Consider the following 16958-nt stretch of genomic DNA (forward strand, 5'->3'; position numbering starts at 1 on the left):
CGGTAGATCGACCGATTGCCCAGCGCGGGACCCCCGTCGAGCATGAGACGACCGGCGTCGCGTCGCCCACGGCGTCGCACCGGCACCGCCTCACCCCCGACGAGAGGACTGAGCACCTGTGGTGGCACATCGCGAACTTCTCGAGGCAATCGCCGAGCGAGCGGGGCTCGACCCTCCGGATACGGCGCGGCGGCCGGCGGAGAGCGTCCTCGTGGGCGTCGCCCGGCGGCTCGACGGTCCCAGCCGGGCCGCGTTGGGGTCGACGCTGCCCTCGCACCTGGCGACGTTGGTGGGCGAATCGGCACCGCTGCGTCGCGACCAGGGCAGGACGCCGTTCCTGCAGACCGTGGCGTCCGAGCTCGACACCACCCCGGAGCGGGCTCGCTTCCTCGCCCAAGCGGTGCTGGCCGCCCTCGCCGACCGGGACGCCCCCACGGCGGAGGCGGTGCGCAGCCAGCTGCCCGACGATTTCGCGGAGCTGTTCGCCGCGCCCGGCGACGGTCCGCCACCGGACCGCGCTGCGACCGCCGCGCTTCCCGAGCCGACCGACCTGACCGCGGACGAGGTCGCTGCGGCGCTCGCCTCCCTGCCCGGCTGGACCGGCGACGTCCGGGCCCTCGAGCGCACCGTCGACCTGCCACCGGGCATCGGTGAGGAGTTCCGCAACCGGATCGCTCGCGAGGAGCAGGCGATGAACCACCACGCCGTGGTCGAGGACCGTCCGGACGGCACCGTGTTCCGGGTCTGGACCCACGCGCGCGGTGTGGTCACCGACCTCGACGTCGAGCTGGCGCGACGGATCAGCGCGATCATCGAGGAGTCATGAGCGGCGTGCGGCCGGCGGACCGCCCGCCGCGCGAGCCGGAACAGGTCGGCGCCGGTGCTCCTCCACGGTGATCCGACCCAGCTCCTCCCCGCTCGGGAGCAGATGGCCTTCACGCTCGGGTTCCACATCATCATCGTGCCGTTCGGTGTCGCCTTCACGTTCATGATGCTGGTGGCGAACTACCGGGCGCTCCGCCGCGGCGACGCCGATGCGCTGCTCCTCGCCCGGCGCTGGTCGAAGGTGTCCGCGGTGCTCTTCGCGGTCGGTGCGGTCTCCGGGACCGTGCTGTCCTTCGAGCTCGGACTCCTGTGGCCGGGCCTGATGGGCCGCTTCGGCGCGGCCTACGGGCTGCCGTTCGCCGTGGAGGGGATCTTCTTCTTCCTCGAGGCGATCTTCGTGGCGATCTACATCTACGGCTGGGACCGGATGAGACCGTGGCCGCACTTCTGGTCGGGGGTGCCCGTCCCGCTCGCGGGGCTGGGGGGCACGGCGTCGGTGGTCGCGGCCAACGCCTGGATGAACCGGCCGGGCGGGGTGACGCTCGACCATGGACGGGTCGTGGACGTGCGGCCGCTGGAGGTCTACTTCAACGGTGCCTTCTGGTACGAGGCCCTGCACATGTTCCTGGCCGCCTACGTGGTCGCCGGCTTCGTCGTCGGCGGCGTGTACGCCCGGGCGATGCTCCAGGGCCGGACCGACTCCTACCACCGCCTCGGCTTCCTGATCGGGTTCACCACTGCCGCGGTGGTGATCCCGGTGCAGATCTACGTCGGCGACGTCGCGGCCCGGGAGGTGTTTCACCACGAGCCGGCGAAGTTCGCCGCGATCGAGATGACGACCACGACCTCGACCCACGCTCCCGAGGTGCTCGGCGGTGCGCTGGTCGACGGGAAGGTGCGGTACGGCGTCTCGATCCCGGACGGCGCCTCGTTGCTGTCCGGCTTCAGTCCCTCGACGCGGATCCGGGGGCTCGACGCGATACCCGCGGCGGTGCGGCCGGCAGACCGGATCGTCACGACCGTCCACCTGGCCTTCGACGTCATGGTGGGCACGGGGTTCGCACTGCTGGCGCTGGCCGCCTGGTACGGCTATCTGCGGATCCGCCGACGAGAGCTCCCGACGAGCCGTCGCTTCCTGCGATGTGCCAGCGTGGCCGGCGTCGTCTCGGTGATCAGCCTGGAGAGCGGATGGGTGGTGACCGAGGTCGGGCGTCAGCCGTGGACCGTGGTCGGGCTGCTGCAGACCGACCAGGCGGTGACGCGCTCCGGCCAGGTGTGGGTGTTCTTCACCGCGACCCTGCTCGTCTACCTCGCGGTCGGCACCGTGACCGTGGTCGTCCTCCGAGCGATGTCTCGGCGGTGGCGCGGCTCCGGCGGCGGGGACGCCGACGACGTGCCGTACGGGCCCTCGGCGGCGCCGGCCGGACCGTCCTGCGCCGGACCGGACGAGTCGGCGTGATGGCCTCAGTGGTCGCCGCCGCCCTGGTGCTCGGCCTCCTCGCGTACGCGGCGTTCGGCGGGGCCGACTTCGGCGCCGGGTTCTGGGACCTGACCGCCGGCGGCCCGGAGACCGGAGCGCAGGCCCGGGCGCGGATCGACGCGTCGGTGGGACCGGTCTGGGAGGCCAACCACACCTGGCTCATCTACTGCCTCGTGGTGATGTGGACCGCCTTCCCCGAGGCCTTCGCCGCGGTCATGACGACGCTCTACGTCCCGCTCGGGATCGCGGCCCTCGGGATCGTGCTGCGGGGCAGCGGCTTCGCGTTCCGCAAGGTCCTCTGGCGGACGCCGCATGCTCGGTTGGCCGGACTCGCCTTCTCGGCGTCGTCGGTCCTCACCCCGTTCGCCTTCGGGACCGTGGCCGGAGCGATCGCATCGGGACGGGTGCCGGCCGGAGGCTACGGGCCTCCCTTCTCGAGCTGGCTCAGCCCCAGCGCGCTGATGAGCGGTCTGCTCGCGGTGGCCGTCTGCGCCTACCTCGCGGCCGTGTTCCTCACCGCGGACGCGCACGCGGCGCACGAGCAGGACCTCGAGGACTGGTTCGGTCGCCGAGCTCGAGCGGCTGCCGTCGTGACCGGTGTCGTGAGCCTGGTCGGGCTCGTCGTGGCACGGGCAGACGCGCCGCTGCTGTTCGACAACCTGCTCACGCGAGCGTGGCCACTGGCCCTCTGCTCCGTCGCCGCCGGGACCGCGGCGTTGTTGCTACTCCGGCGAGCATCTCCTCGGCTCATCCGAGCCGTGTCCTGGGTCGCGGTGACCGCGTTGGTCCTCGCCTGGGTCGCGGCGCAGGCTCCGTACCTGCTGGGGACGCACACCACGATCGGCTCCGCGGCCGCACCCCGGACGTCCCTCGATGCGCTGGCGATCGTCATCGTGGTCGCCGTCGCGATCATCACCCCGTCGTTCGCGCTGCTGTACGTCCTCCAGCAGCGATCTCGACTCCACGGGGGCTGACGTGAACGCGCGAGGGGGGCGCCCTGCCCCCGATGGGGCGGGCACAGGGCGCCGTGAGGGACTCGCGGCTCCCTCGCGTCCATCATCGTGTCCCGGACGCCTGGCACCAGGGCTGCAGGGCAGATGCTGCGCGATCCGGCTACCAGGCTGCGCGCCGCGGCTCCTGCGGCCCTGGATCCTGCTCGACCGGCTGTGCTGGACGGGGCGTCCCCGTCGCCTGACTGCACCAGGTGCACACCGGTCCCGTACCATGGCAGTCGGGAGATCAAGGGGCGCCGGTCCTTCGTGGGCCCGCATTCGTCGCCGATCGGCGGACGGACGGAGTCTCGGGACGTTTCCGGCGTGCGGCTGGTGGCCGCGGGAAAAGGACGATGAACAAGGTCGGCGGCTCGGGCCGCCATGCAGCACATCCGCACGGCGACGACGAGGTCCAGGGTGGCACCACGGTGCCCCGCCCCCCGGGGTACACACGGCGGCGGACCAGCGACCGCGACGAAGCGGAACAGGTCATCTCGGAGCTCTACCTGCCGAGCCGCCTCGACCTGTCGCGGGGCAGTGCGCCGCTGGCGGTGGAGGTGGCGGCCCTGCAGCTGGGCGTGCTCACCGCCGGGCGGCTGTCCCATGGCCGGCGGGTGCGCCTCCGCACCTCGGACGCCCGGAACTTCCACGTGAACACGCCCCTACGTGGGCGAGCCGCCAGCCGGCGGGGCTCGGGCGATCCGGTCGTGCGAGGTCCGGGGCGCGGCCTGATCTTCTCTCCCGGGGAACCGGCGGAGATCTCCTGGTCCAGCGACTGCGTCCAGCTGTGCCTGATGATCCCGCGGGCCGGCCTGGAGGCAGAGCTCGAGCGACTGCTCGGTCGTTCCATCCGTGCTCCACTCACCTTCGACTTCACCACGAGCCCCCAGGCGTCGGTCGGCCGGCAGTGGCCACACATCGCGAGGCTCCTCGCCGAGGAGATCGACCACCCGAACGACCGGCGCGTGCACGAGGTCGCCGCCGGGCACGTCGAGGGGCTGGTCATGGATACGCTCCTGCTCCGGTGCTCGCACAACTACAGCGAGGCGGCCCTCGGCCACCGCGGCCAGGCGCCCCGGGCCGCGATCAGGGCGGCGGTCGGGCTCATCGAGGACCGACCCACCGAGCCGTGGTCGACGGTCCGGCTCGCCGGCGAGGTGCACCTGAGTGCCCGGGCGCTCCAGGACGGCTTCAGCCGGGACGTCGGCATCCCGCCGATGACCTACGTGCGCGAGGTGCGGCTCCGCCGGACCCACGAGGCGCTCCGACGGGCGGCCCGCGAGTCCACCACGGTCCAGGCGGTGGCACGCGAGTGGGGCTTCGTCCACATGGGCCGGTTCGCCCGCGCCTATCGCGAGGCGTTCGGCGAGCTGCCCTCGGAGACGCTGGCCCGCGACCTCGGGTGAGGTGCAGATCGGCAGGTCTGCCGATACCGCGCGTGGAGCTCGGCCCGTGTAATGGGTGACCCCGGCCCGGAGCTGGTTGGCACACGGTCCGGCGCCGGGCCCAGACGAGCGTCACCGAGAGGTCAGGAGTCAGCATGCGCGCGATGGTGTACCGCGGTCCGTACCGGATCCGAGTGGAGGAGAAGGACGTTCCCGCGATCGAGCACCCCAACGATGCGATCGTGCGGGTGACCCGTGCGGCGATCTGCGGGTCGGACCTGCACCTCTACCACGGCATGATGCCGGACACCCGGGTCGGTCACACGTTCGGCCACGAGTTCATCGGCGAGGTCCACGAGGTCGGCCCGTCGGTGCAGAACCTGTCGGTGGGGGACCGGGTGATGGTGCCGTTCAACGTGTTCTGCGGAACCTGCTTCTTCTGCGCCCGAGGCCTGTACTCGAACTGCCACAACGTCAACCCCAACGCGACCGCGGTGGGCGGGATCTACGGGTACTCCCACACCTGCGGCGGCTACGACGGAGGACAGGCGGAGTACGTGCGCGTGCCGTTCGCAGACGTCGGGCCCGGACTGATCCCGGACTGGATGGACGACGACGACGCGGTGCTGTGCACCGACGCGCTGCCGACCGGGTACTTCGGCGCCCAGCTGGGTGACATCGTCGAGGGTGACGTGGTGGTGGTGTTCGGGGCCGGGCCGGTAGGGCTGTTCGCGGCCCGTTCCTCGTGGTTGATGGGCGCGGGCCGGGTGATCGTGGTCGATCATCTCGACTACCGGTTGGACAAGGCGCGCACGTTCGCGCATGCCGAGACGATCAGCTTCACCGAGCACGGTGACGTGGTGCGCCACCTCAAGCACCTGACCGAGGGGCTGGGCGCGGACGTGGTGATCGACGCGGTCGGCGCCGAGGCCGACGGCGCCCTGCTGCAGCACGTGACCGCGGCGAAGCTCAAGCTGCAGGGCGGGTCGCCGGTGGCGTTGAACTGGGCCATCGACAGCGTCCGCAAGGGCGGCACGGTCTCGGTGGTCGGGGCGTACGGGCCGTTGTTCAGCGCGGTCAAGTTCGGGGACGCGATGAACAAGGGCCTGACCCTGCGGATGAACCAGTGCCCGGTCAAGCGGCAGTGGCCCCGGCTCTTCGAGCACCTGCGCAACGGGTACTTCAAGCCCAGCGACGTCATCACCCACCACGTCCCGCTCGAGGACATCTCCGAGGGCTACCACATGTTCTCGGCCAAGCTGGACAACTGCATCAAGCCCATCGTCATCCCCACCGCCGCGGCCTGAGGCCCGGGAGGAGCTCGCCATGACCTACACCCCGCACAAGCCCCGGCTGGCCGAGGACAGCGACCAGCTCCGCAGCCGGATCCCCGGCTGGGGCGCGGACCTGGATCCCGCCGACCGACCCTCCGTGCCCCGGGAACAGTTCGACCCCGGCCGCACCGGCGCGCACTGGGAGTACCCGGACGAGCAACCCGAGAAGTGGCCCCGGGAACGCTCCGTCGAACACACCCAGCTGCCTCCCGTGTTCGGCACCGCCCAACCACCCACCGGGCTGTCGGGCGCCATCCGCAGGTACGCCTACGCCAAGTACAGCGAGGGCCAGGCCGCCCACTGGCTGCTCCTCATGGCCGGCGACCGCGTCGACACGGTCGAGAGTGCGCTGCGGTCCGTGCTCACGCTCCACCCGGACAACCCGATCACCGAGACCGGCGTGCTGGCCGAGGTCAAGCGCCACGGGATGAGCTCACGCCTGGGACACAACCGGGCCGACGTCAAACACCACTGGATGGACCCCTTCATCGTCGGCGCTCCCTGGGTGGCCGCGCTGATGCTGCTCCTGCGGCTGACGAGGCGCGCGCGGGGCCACGCCTAGTGAGCCGCCGGCGGCGGGCGCAGGCGACCTGGGACTAGGAGCTCCGGTCGTCTGCGATCCGCTTCCGGCGCTCCTCCTCCCGCTTCGAGTACGCGGCCGCCCGGATCGCCTCGTCCGACTCCAGCCCGCTGCCCAGCGCGCCGCCGACGGTGGCCGCCGACGCGACGAACCAGGCGAGCACGAACAGGTCCCCGTAGCCGATGGACATCCCGAGGTAGCCGCCCATGACCGACGGGTCGAGCACGAACAGCGCCCACGCCAGGTTCAGGACGTAGAGCGCGAGGTAGCAGATCAGCGTCCCGACGGTCAGCGTGACCAGCGTCGAGATGTTGTAGAGGCGCGACCGCTCGCGCGCCTCGGGTGAGTGGTCCTCCGGACGGTCCCAGAGCTCGCCGTCGATCACGATCCACCCGACGACCAGGGCGATCGAGGCGATCGAGGCGATCGTCAGGCGCCACCACGACAACGAGTCGGCCAACAGCCAGACCGTGGAGTTGATGGTGGCGATCGCGCCGGTCGTGATGGCCGCGACCAGCGCCGTCTTGAGCCCGGGCACCAGCAGCCAGGGGCGGTTGGCGAGCACCATGCCCTGGAGCAACCGCCAGTGGCCACTGCGGCGAGGCAGCGGCACCCGGCTGTCCTTCTCCGAGTTCGGGTCGGCGAGGCCGTCGATGAGCTTCCGCAGCGCGTGCTTGCTGCGCCGGTGCATGCGGAGGCCGCCCAGCGCGGGCAGCGAGAGCACCGCCGTTCGACGTCGGGGGTCGGTCTCGACCAGGAGGTACCGGCCGTCGTCGCCGCGCAGGGGCAGCTCGGTGAGTCCGACGACGAGGTCCCACTGGTTCTCGCGGGCGTGCTCCGTCAGCCGGGAGAGCGCCGTGTCCACGTCCTCGGTGGCAAGGGTGAACGGCTCGCTGACCACGTCCAGGTCCCAGGCGGGCCCGTCCTCGCCGTCCGGCGTGTCGAGTTCGCTGAACCGGTGGGCGATCACGGTGGGCTTTGCCGGGTCTGCGACCAGGCCGACGCGGAGCGGGTTCATGGGGCCGCGGTACCCAGGGTGGACGGGCCCCAACAGCCCCGGATCGCCGCCCGAAAGGCCCGGGACTTCCGGCCCTGTCGCGGGGAGCGGGACCGGCCTAGCGTCCGGACCGTCCCCGCTCATTGGAGGCTGGAATGACGACCGATACGTCACGATCCGCCACGGCTCCGGCGCCCCGAGCGTCGCAGCCGGGCGAGCAGTTGCGGCCGGAGCCGGCCGTACGTGCTCAGCTGTACGAGACCATGGTGCTGTGCCGCACCTATGAAGAGGCGATCCTGCGGGAGTACCACGCCGACAAGGGCCCCGGCTTCGACATCGGCAAGGGGCTGGTCCCGGGGGAGATGCACCTCTCCGCGGGCCAGGAGCCGGTGGCGGCAGGGGTCTGCGCGCACCTGACCACCGACGACGCGGTGACCGCCACACACCGCCCGCACCATCTGGCCATCGCGCACGGGGTGGACCTGGGCAGGATGACGGCGGAGATCTTCGGTCGCGAGACCGGGCTCGGCCGGGGCCGCGGCGGTCACATGCACCTGTTCGACCCGGCCACGCACTTCTCCTGCTCCGGCATCATCGCCGAGGGCTTCCCGCCCGCGCTCGGACAGGCGTTCGCGTTCCAACGCCGGGGCACGGACCGGATCGCGGTCGCCGTGACCGGCGAGGGTGCCGCCAACCAGGGCGCCTTCCACGAGTCGCTCAACCTCGCCGCGCTCTGGAGGCTCCCCGTCGTGTTCGTCGTCGAGGACAACGACTGGGCGATCTCGGTCCCGCGGGCGGCGTCGACCGCCGTTCCGTCCAACGCCGACCGCGCAATGGCGTACGGCATCCCCGGTCTCCGGGTGGAGGACAACGACGTCGAGGCCGTGTACGCCGCCGCCGGCGAGGCCGTGGCCCGGGCGCGGGCGGGGGAGGGCCCGTCGCTCCTCGAGATCCACACCCTGCGGATGTGGGGCCACTTCGAGGGCGACGCCCAGGGCTACCGCCCGGAGCTCGCCGACGTGCCGGCCAACGACCCGATCCCGCGCTACGAGCACGAGCTGCGGGACGCGGGGGTGCTCGACGACGCCCGGGTCGCAGCGATCCGGGACCGGGCGACCGCACGGGTCGAGGACGCCGTGGCGTTCGCCAAGGGCAGCCCGACCCCCGACCCGTCGTCCGCGACCGACCTCGTGTTCGCCTGAGAGGAGACCCCGATGACCATCATGGAAGCGCCGCAGGCAACGCGGCGGCTGACCACCTCGAAGGCCATGGTCGAGGCGATCGAGCAGGAGATGGAGCGCGACCCGTCCGTCCTCTACCTGGGCGAGGACGTCGGCGCGTACGGCGGCATCTTCAGCTCCACCACGGGCCTGTTGGAGCGGTTCGGCCCGCAACGGGTCATCGACACCCCGATCTCGGAGACCGCGTTCATCGGCCTGGGCATCGGCGCCGCCGTGGAGGGCATGCGCCCGATCGTCGAGCTGATGTTCGCCGACTTCATGGGCGTCTGCCTGGACCAGATCTACAACCACATGGCGAAGATCCACTTCGAGTCCGGGGGCAACGTGCAGGTGCCGATGGTGCTGACGATGGCGGCCGGAGGCGGCTACTCCGACGGTGCGCAGCACTCGCAGTGCCTGTGGGGCACGTTCGCCCACCTGCCCGGCATGAAGGTCGTGGTGCCCAGCTCGCCGGCCGACGCCAAGGGGTTGATGACGGCGGCGATCCGTGACGACAACCCCGTGGTGTACGTCTTCCACAAGGGCGTGATGGGCCTGCCGTGGATGGCGAAGAACCCCCGCACGCTCGACGAGGTGCCGGAGGGGGAGCACGTGGTCCCGATCGGCAAGGCCCGCGTCGCCCGCGAGGGCAGCGACGTCACCGTCGTGACCCTGTCGCTGTCGGTCCACCACGCCCTGGACGTGGCGGAGCGGCTGGCTCCGCAGGGGATCGACGTCGAGGTGATCGACCTGCGCAGCCTGGTGCCGCTCGACCGCGAGGCGATCCTCACCTCGGTCGGCAAGACCGGGCGGCTCGTGGTGGTCGACGAGGACTACCTGTCCTACGGCGTCTCGGGCGAGGTGGTCGCCACGGTCGCCGGGGTCGACCCGGGGCTGCTCGTGATGCCGGCCCAGCGGGTCGCGGTGCCGGACGTGCCGATCCCGTACGCCCACGACCTGGAGTACGCCGTCCTGCCTCGACACGACCGGATCGAGAGGGCCATCCACGCGGTGACCGCTCGATGAGCTCTCTCGTGCTCTTCCCGGCGCTGTCGAAGGAGACGGCGGGCGCCGAAGGAGTCCTCGCGACCTGGTTCGTCAGCGACGGCGCCACGGTCGCGGCCGACCAGCTCCTCGCGGAGGTGCAGGTCGACAAGGTCGCAGCGGAGGTGCCAGCGCCGGTCGGGGGCGTCGTGCACCTCCTCGTCGCCGAGGAGGAGGTCGTCCGCCAGGGTGCGCCGATCGCTCGGATCGACTGAGCGCACACCGTTCACGACCCGGGGGGTGTCACCTCCCGGCGCACGCCCCGCACGAGGAGGTAGCCGATCATCCAGAGCTCGCCCACGGTCGCGGGTACGACGAGGATGCCCGCCGCCGCCCCGGCGTCGACGAGGTAGGTGACGAACGGGCTGAGGAGGTAGCCCACGCCGCCGCAGGCGAGGATCCAGCCCAGGGCCGCGGGCATCCAGCCCGAACGGAGCACGAGCAGCCCCATCGGCACCAGCCACAGTCCGAAGAACAGCTCGCCGACCACCCAGAGCTGGTCACTGAGGACGTACATGAGCTGGACGCTCTGCTGCGAGCCGGGCGAGCTGTCGAGGGTCAGCTCGAGTGCCGCCGCCACCGAGGCGGCGCTCACCAAGACGACGATCGCGTTGACGAAGCTGAAGGCCGCGAGCGCTCCGGCGGCGAGGCTGTCGACGGACCGGAAGAGCCGGTAGAACCAGAGCCCGGTGAGTGACTGCGTCACCACGAGGCCCAGCTCGAGCGCTGTCGCGACGCGGGCGATGCCCTCGTGCTGTGCCAGGTTGTCCAACGTCGCGCCGGCGTCGTCGGGGTCGAACAGGTAGGCGCGGAGGACGACCTGCCAGAGCAGCCCGGTGATCGCGACCCCCAGGTAGAGGAGCCCGGTGGTGCGCGCGACGCTGACTCGCGCGTCCACGGTCAGGGCTCCCGCCAGCGCCAGGCGTAGACCACCACGAACGCGGTGGCTGTGATCTCGACCGCCGAGAAGAAGAGGTAGAACGGTGCGGGGCCGAACCCGAGGGTCGCCGCCTGGACCACCGTCATCACGGTCCCGGCGACCAGGTTGGCGATGCGCGCCGCCGAACGCCGCAGCACCCGCGACAGCAGGACCATCCCGATCGGGATCTCCATGAGCGCGCCCGCGCCCAGCAGGAACCCCTCGCTGATCCTCATCCCCCCGACCTCACCCGCCAGGAAGCCCTGCAGCTCGTCGCGATGCATCAGCGTGAGGACGTCGCAGTAGAGGTAGTTGAGCGTCACGAAGATCCAGGCCGACTGCAGCACCGTGCGGACGTCGTGGCGCGTGGTCCGAGGGAGCGGACGAACAGCCGTCGACATGCGACCTCCCAGTCAGCCGGATGCCGCCAGACAACCGCCGCGGGGGAGCCGTCCGCCAGGGGCGAAGGTCCTGAGCCGGCCCGGCATGTCCGCCGTGCGCTGACCGGTGTCCGCTCGACGCAACCACGCCGAGAACCCCGGGCGTCGGGCACCTCCGAGGGCAGACGATGTGCGACCTCGGGCGATGTTCGGTGTCTTCTCCGAAGGGAGTTCCGCAGGTGTCACCCCACGCTTCCGCCCACCCCACGTGCTCGAGGACCGTCGGCCAAAGCTCGACCTCGGCGACGGCATGAGCGACCAGAGGATCGCGGCCCCGAACGGGTCCCACGAGTCCGTGCTGGACACCGCCGGAGACGCCGTGCTGGATCTCTCGCTTCGCGAGCGCCTGCGCTGGGCGTTCGCGGTGGTCCTCCGTGGCAACGGCGCCCCCGGCCCGTACGTCCCGCACGGTCCGCACGGTCCGCACAGGCCGCAGGGCATCACCCACGGCACCCACGAGGTCGAGGTCGTGCCGGTGGCCGCGCCCCGCCCGCGCCCCAGCGCGGGTGCCCTGGTGGCGGTGGCCGCCGTGACCGGGGTCGTCGTGCTGATCTGCTACGTGGCCTGGGCGGTGCTCGCCGGGGAGCGGCTGGTCGTCGGCAACGAATCGGGGGACCCCGGGCGCGACGCTCGGCGTGAGCTGGTCCGCGACCTGCGCGCCCCCGAGCCGACCGACGACCCGTCCCGGGACCTGAGCACGACCACCGCCGCCCCGGCGCAGGCGTCCCGGCATGCGGCACCCGTGCCGGGGACCCGGTCGACGACGATCGACGGGAGCCTGGCCGCCCTGGCCGTCGCGGTGGGTGCGATCGCCGCCGGGCTGGCGGTCGCCCGAGCCATCCTGCGTCGCTCGCGCGGCTCCGACGACGAGCGCGACGACGAGCTGGAGCTCGTCGAGACGGGCGATGGGGATGAGACCGACAGCGAGGCGGAGGCAGACGCTGCCTCGGAGCACCACGTCGATCAGGACGACGGCGACGTCGGTTCCCCGGACGACGACACGGAGCAGGACACCGACGCAGGCCCCGTCGTCCCTTCGCCGCGTTCGGGCGGGCATGACGCCGCCACCTGCACGGGGCCGGACGCCGGTGCGACCGCCGCGACCGCGGTCGGGCCCGCGCAGCCGCGAGTGGTCCTCTACGACCGTCGGATGACCCGCCGAGTGGAGGTGCGCATTCCCGCCCGACTGCAGTGGCCGGGCCACGACACCGCCTGCGCTGCCGAGTCCCTCAGCATCTGGGGGCTGCGCTGCCTGGTCCCGACCTCGGATCCCGACCAGGTGCCGGGCGTGGGCAGCTCGGTCCGCATCACCATCGCCGTCGGTGGCGCCCTGCTGCCGCTCGAGGCCGGCGTGACCTACGCCCGGAGCCGTCAGGACGGGCACGTCGTGGGCCTGCGGTTCCACCCCCTCGACGAGGTCCATCGCGACTTCCTCTTCGCGGTCATCGACGACGCCGACGCCGACGGCGCCCCGTGACGGCGTCCTCCTGGGTCCGGGGTCCGGGTGTCCGAAGAGCGCCGTCTGATAGCCGGTGTGTGCAGGACGCCGTCCTGGGTGTCCTGTTCGTACGTTCCGGGGGGTCAGCATGGAGCGGCGGTGGGGTTGCGCCCGCGCCGACAGGCGCGCCGCGCCGGCCGAACGACGCGAAGGCGGTTCCCAGCATGGAGGAGTGGATGGCTGACTCGGAGCTCGAGCGGCTGAAGTCGTCGACCCTGCTGGCGCAGACCGGACTGCTCGTCGCCGCCAGCGACGCTGCCGGACGGATCGCCTTTCTCAGCCCCGGCATGCAGGAGCTCTTCGAGCTTCCCTTCGAACCCGTGCCCGAGGACGAGATCACCGCTCGCTTCCGGTTGTTCACCCATGACGGGTCCGCGCCCTTGCCGACCGACGACGTCCCGCTCGTGCGGGCCGGGCGGGGCGAGATCGTCCGGGACGCCCTCATCGCCTCGCGGACGTCGAGCGGACGCCTGCTCTACCTGCGCTGCAACGCCTCGCCGCTGACCGCACCCGACGGTACTCCCAACGGGGCCATCGTCCTCGTCCAGGACGTCACCGGTGAGCGGTCGGCGCTGGAGCGTCAGTCCGAGCTTCGGGGACAGCTGCTGGAGACCATCAACCACCACCTGCGCACACCCGTGACGAACCTGCTGGGCTACGCAGAGATACTCGACGACCAGCGAGCGGGCGTCCCGCCCGAGGCGGAGCGGGCGCTCGACGCCGTGCTCCGGGCCGCGGGTACCCTCGGGACGCTGCTCGAGACCATCTCGGCACTCCTCGACCTCGACCGCCACACCCAGCTCACCAGGACGTGCGACGACCTGGCGCGTCTCGTGCAGCAGGTGGCGTCCGCGTACCACCCGCTGTTCGACGAGAACCGGGTCGAGCTACGCGTCGAGACGCCCGCCGCGCTGCCCGTCGTGCTGGACGTCGCAGAGGTCCGCCGCGCGGTGTCCGAGCTGCTGAAGAACGCCGCCTGCTACGCACCAGCCGGTTCGGTGGTTCTCCTCCGCGCTCATCGCGAGGACCCAGCGGTCGCCGAGGTCTGCGTCTCCGACAACGGCCCGGGCATCGCCGAGGACGAGCGCGATCGCGTCATCGAACCGTTCGAGCGCGGCTCGCACCCCCGTCAGGACGTCACCGGACGAGGCCTGGGGCTCGCCATCGCGCACACCATCGCCCTGGCCCACGGCGGAGCACTCCAGCTCTCGACGAACCGACCGCACGGTCTGTGTGCCACCCTGCGGTTCCCGGTCCACTGAGCGGAGGCCGGATCAGGGTCGCCGCGACAGGTTGGGCGGCTACGCCGGGACCTTGTCGGCGATGATGTCGATCTTCTCGATCTGCGGCTCCGAGAAGAGGACCCCGGTGTTGGGTCCGAGCGCCTGACCGACACCGCCGGCGAGGTGGGCGTCTCGGGCCTCGTCGTCGGGGAACGCGTCGTACACCCCGAAGCTCGAGGGCCCGAACCGGATGGCGAACCAGGTAGCCGTGCCCGGCTCGTCCATGACGATCGTTCGCGCCTGGGTGAGGAAGTCGGCGAGCTCGTCTTCCTTGCCGGGTAGTGCCTCGAGACGCACGAGAAGCGCTTTGGTCAGCACGGCTCGGACTCCTTCGCTCCGGTGTGGGCTGGTCGGGCTCCATTGAACCGGCGGGGTGCGGGGGCCGCTATCGGCAGATCTACCACTGTCCCTACGCGGTCGTCAGGGTCGAGCGGTCTTCCCCATCGCGGAGACGAGCTCGTAGGCCACGTGGCTCGCGGCGATCCCGGTGATCTCCGCGTGGTCATAGGGCGGCGAGACCTCGACGACGTCGGCTCCGACCAGGTCGACGCCGGCGAGCCCGCGCAGGATGGCGAGCAGCTCGCGACTGAGCAGCCCGCCCGCTTCGGGCGTGCCGGTCCCGGGTGCGAACGCCGGGTCGAGCACGTCGATGTCGACCGAGACGTACACGGGCCGGTCCTGGACCCGGGCGCGGATCTGCTCGACCACGCCGGAGACGCCGAGGGCGTCCATCTCCCGAGCCGGCACGATCTGGAAGCCCAGGGCGTTGTCGTCGACGAGGTCCTGCGCGGCGTAGAGCGGACCCCGGATGCCGACGTGCATGCTGCCCTCGCGGTCGATCAGGCCTTCCTCGGAGGCTCGGCGGAACGGCGTCCCGTGGGTCGTCGGGGCGCCGAAGTAGGTGTCCCAGGTGTCGAGGTGGGCGTCGAAGTGCACCACGGCGATCGGCCCGTGGCGCCTGCTGACCGACCGCAGCAGCGGGAGGGCGATCGTGTGGTCACCCCCGATGGTCAGCAGCCGGCCGGCCCGCTCGAGCAGCTCGTCCGACGCTCGTTCGATCTGCTGCACCGCCTCCTCGAGCGAGAAGGGGTTGGCCACGATGTCACCGGCGTCCGCCACCTGTTGCACCCCGAACGGCGACAGCTCCATGGCCGGGTTGTACGGCCGGAGGAGCCGGGAGGACTCACGCACGTGGCTGGGCCCGAACCTCGCTCCCGGGCGGTAGCTGACGCCGCCGTCGAACGGCACCCCGACCACGGCGACGTCGAGGTCGTTGCTCCCGATCTCGTCCACCCGTGGCAGCAGCGCGAACGTAGCCGGGCCGGCGTAGCGCGGGACGTCGGTCGACAGCACCGGGCCGACCCGCCCGTTCTCCACCGTGCGTGGCGTTTCCTGTGACATCCATTCCCCTCCGGGTGACGGTCGGCCCGAGTCCCGCACCCGTTCAGGTGGCGGTTGCCTCGTCGATCCTGGCCAGCTCCTGGTCGCTCTCGTGCTGCGCCGCGCGCTCCGCGTCCAGGTCCAGCGACCTGGCGAGGACGAGATAGGTGACGGACGAGACCACGAGGCCGACCAGCCACGCGATGTCGATGCCGTTGACCTTCTCCACCATGAACCCGGTGAAGGTCCAGTTGCCCAGCGTCGGGAGGACCATGAACGGGATCTCGAAGAGGAAGCCTACGGCGTAGGCCGTGAGCCCTCGCCAGGCCCAGACGCCGTACATGCCGTCCGGGCGGAACAGCTCGGTGATGGCGTAGTGGCCGCGCCGGACGAAGAAGTAGTCGACCAGGTTCGTCGCGGTCCAGGGCACGAGCAGGTAGAGCATCAGCGTCAGCGCCGTGAAGACGGTGCCCACGGCACCGCCGGTGATGGCCTCGCCCACGACGTACCAGAGCACGGTCAGGACGAGGATGGCGACGATGCGCGCGGTCCGGGTCGGCTTGAGCGGCTTGAAGGAGTCGATGGCGGTGAGCACCGACAGCGCTCCGCCGTAGGCGTTCATCCCCATCGTCGCTGCCAGCGCCAGGGCGGACAGCAGGGCGACGACGTCGCCGAGGTTGCCGAACACGTTGTTGCCGGCGGTATGCAGCCCGGCCAGCCCGTCGACCGCGCCCAACCGGATGGCGAGCCAGGCGCCCAGCACGATCAGCCAGAACGCCGCGCCCGCCGCGCCGACGAAGACCGACGCGATGACCTTCTTGGCCGGGGTGTTCGCCGGTAGGTAGCGGGAGTAGTCGGAGACGTACGGCGCGTAGGTGATGTTGTAGGCGGCCGCGGCCGACAGCTGAGCCATGAACGCGACCCAGGAGAACCCGTAGTGCGCGGTCGGGGCGTGGCCGCCGGCCTGCCCGAGCAGGATGCCGACGGTCACGATGGTGGTCAGCGGGAGCGAGACGTACAGGAGGGTCCGGAAGGCGCGGTGCACCCAGTCGTGCCCGTAGATGGCCAGCACGGCCGCACCGACGGTGGCCACCACCGCCACCACGTGCGGGTTCCAGCCGAACGCCGCCTCGAGCCCGGACCCGAGCAGCACCTGGTCGGTCACGTTGAACGCGACGTAGGTGAACAGCGTGGCGAGCAGCACGATCACGACGCCGCGGTAGCCGAACTGTGCCCGCGACTGGATCATCTGGGGCAGGCCCATGCGAGGCCCCTGCGAGGCGTGGAACGCCATCGCCGTCGTGCCGATGGCCAGCCCGATGGCCGCCGCGACCGCCGTCCAGCCGAGCGACAGGCCCAGACCGGGTCCGATGAACCCGATGGGGATCGAGAAGTACTGGAAGTTCCCCAGGAACCACAGCGGGGCCTGGTGCCACAAGCGGCCGTGCCGCTCGGTGTCCGGCACCCAGTCGATGGAGCGGACCTCGATCTCGGAGACGCGCGGGCTCCTCGTTGCCTCGGACATGGGCGAACCTCTTCTGGTGGCTGCGGTAGAGGAAGTTGCCTGACGATAAACCTGTG

17 protein-coding genes are annotated in these 16958 nt (G+C 71.5%); 11 read left to right on the plus strand and 6 right to left on the minus strand.

The window, feature by feature from the left end; genetic code table 11:
* The first annotated feature begins 121 nt into the window (after nt 1-121).
* The 6 genes from ABD086_RS14780 to ABD086_RS14805 all read left to right on the plus strand — a co-directional run bounded on the left by ABD086_RS14780 (nt 122) and on the right by ABD086_RS14805 (nt 6578).
* Nucleotides 122-826, plus strand: coding sequence for a DUF2267 domain-containing protein (locus ABD086_RS14780; RefSeq protein ID WP_343908332.1), 705 nt, complete (start codon nt 122-124; stop codon nt 824-826).
* Between the two features lie 54 nt (nt 827-880).
* Nucleotides 881-2284, plus strand: a complete 1404-nt coding sequence (locus tag ABD086_RS14785) for a cytochrome ubiquinol oxidase subunit I (RefSeq protein WP_343908333.1) — start codon at nt 881-883, stop codon at nt 2282-2284.
* Entirely contained in the window at nt 2284-3279 is a 996-nt protein-coding gene (locus ABD086_RS14790) for a cytochrome d ubiquinol oxidase subunit II (RefSeq protein WP_343908334.1), read from the plus strand. The genes ABD086_RS14785 and ABD086_RS14790 overlap by 1 nt, the downstream gene beginning before the upstream one ends.
* Nucleotides 3280-3650: 371 nt before the next feature.
* Nucleotides 3651-4703, plus strand: coding sequence for an AraC family transcriptional regulator (locus ABD086_RS14795; RefSeq protein ID WP_343908336.1), 1053 nt, complete (start codon nt 3651-3653; stop codon nt 4701-4703).
* Between the two features lie 134 nt (nt 4704-4837).
* On the plus strand, nt 4838-5989 hold the full coding sequence (locus ABD086_RS14800) for a zinc-dependent alcohol dehydrogenase (RefSeq protein WP_343908337.1): 1152 nt from the start codon (nt 4838-4840) through the stop codon (nt 5987-5989).
* Between the two features lie 19 nt (nt 5990-6008).
* On the plus strand, nt 6009-6578 hold the full coding sequence (locus tag ABD086_RS14805) for a hypothetical protein (RefSeq protein ID WP_343908338.1): 570 nt from the start codon (nt 6009-6011) through the stop codon (nt 6576-6578).
* A 34-nt stretch (nt 6579-6612) separates the two neighbouring features.
* On the opposite strand, the gene ABD086_RS14810 is transcribed toward ABD086_RS14805, so the two are convergent.
* Complete coding sequence (locus ABD086_RS14810) at nt 6613-7614, minus strand: hypothetical protein (protein ID WP_343908339.1); 1002 nt, start codon at nt 7612-7614, stop codon at nt 6613-6615.
* A gap of 134 nt (nt 7615-7748) precedes the next feature.
* Between ABD086_RS14810 and ABD086_RS14815 the strand changes: the two genes are divergently transcribed.
* Genes ABD086_RS14815 through ABD086_RS14825 form a run of 3 tightly spaced genes read left to right on the plus strand, consistent with a single transcriptional unit; the run spans nt 7749 to nt 10072 of the window.
* Nucleotides 7749-8795: a thiamine pyrophosphate-dependent dehydrogenase E1 component subunit alpha gene (locus ABD086_RS14815; RefSeq protein WP_343908340.1), complete on the plus strand. Its 1047-nt coding sequence runs from the start codon at nt 7749-7751 to the stop codon at nt 8793-8795.
* Nucleotides 8796-8807: 12 nt separating this feature from the next.
* On the plus strand, nt 8808-9839 hold the full coding sequence (locus tag ABD086_RS14820; protein ID WP_343908341.1) for an alpha-ketoacid dehydrogenase subunit beta: 1032 nt from the start codon (nt 8808-8810) through the stop codon (nt 9837-9839).
* Nucleotides 9836-10072, plus strand: coding sequence for a biotin/lipoyl-containing protein (locus ABD086_RS14825; RefSeq protein WP_343908342.1), 237 nt, complete (start codon nt 9836-9838; stop codon nt 10070-10072). The genes ABD086_RS14820 and ABD086_RS14825 overlap by 4 nt, the downstream gene beginning before the upstream one ends.
* 11 nt (nt 10073-10083) lie before the next feature.
* On the opposite strand, the gene ABD086_RS14830 is transcribed toward ABD086_RS14825, so the two are convergent.
* Both ABD086_RS14830 and ABD086_RS14835 read right to left on the minus strand, forming a co-directional pair.
* On the minus strand, nt 10084-10755 hold the full coding sequence (locus tag ABD086_RS14830; protein ID WP_343908343.1) for a DUF4386 domain-containing protein: 672 nt from the start codon (nt 10753-10755) through the stop codon (nt 10084-10086).
* Nucleotides 10756-10757: 2 nt separating this feature from the next.
* On the minus strand, nt 10758-11177 hold the full coding sequence (locus tag ABD086_RS14835) for a DUF6326 family protein (RefSeq protein ID WP_343908344.1): 420 nt from the start codon (nt 11175-11177) through the stop codon (nt 10758-10760).
* A 289-nt stretch (nt 11178-11466) separates the two neighbouring features.
* Here ABD086_RS14835 and ABD086_RS14840 point away from each other — a divergent pair, with 289 nt between their 5' ends.
* On the plus strand, nt 11467-12693 hold the full coding sequence (locus tag ABD086_RS14840; RefSeq protein ID WP_343908345.1) for a PilZ domain-containing protein: 1227 nt from the start codon (nt 11467-11469) through the stop codon (nt 12691-12693).
* A gap of 197 nt (nt 12694-12890) precedes the next feature.
* The gene (locus tag ABD086_RS14845; RefSeq protein WP_343908346.1) at nt 12891-13976 is read left to right on the plus strand and encodes a sensor histidine kinase; all 1086 of its coding nucleotides are present in this window, start codon (nt 12891-12893) and stop codon (nt 13974-13976) included.
* 39 nt (nt 13977-14015) lie between these two features.
* Here ABD086_RS14845 and ABD086_RS14850 read toward each other — a convergent pair whose 3' ends face one another.
* From ABD086_RS14850 to ABD086_RS14860, 3 genes are all read right to left on the minus strand, one after another.
* A complete protein-coding gene (locus ABD086_RS14850) occupies nt 14016-14315 on the minus strand; it encodes a putative quinol monooxygenase (RefSeq protein ID WP_425571632.1) in 300 nt (99 codons plus the stop codon).
* A 102-nt stretch (nt 14316-14417) separates the two neighbouring features.
* Complete coding sequence (gene speB, locus ABD086_RS14855) at nt 14418-15398, minus strand: agmatinase (protein ID WP_343908347.1); 981 nt, start codon at nt 15396-15398, stop codon at nt 14418-14420.
* Between the two features lie 43 nt (nt 15399-15441).
* Nucleotides 15442-16902 (minus strand): purine-cytosine permease family protein, encoded by a 1461-nt coding sequence (locus ABD086_RS14860; protein WP_343908348.1) that lies wholly within the window; start codon nt 16900-16902, stop codon nt 15442-15444.
* Nucleotides 16903-16958: the final 56 nt, after the last annotated feature.

It is taken from the genome of Nocardioides aquiterrae, from assembly GCF_039526625.1.
Lineage (GTDB): Bacteria > Actinomycetota > Actinomycetes > Propionibacteriales > Nocardioidaceae > Nocardioides > Nocardioides aquiterrae.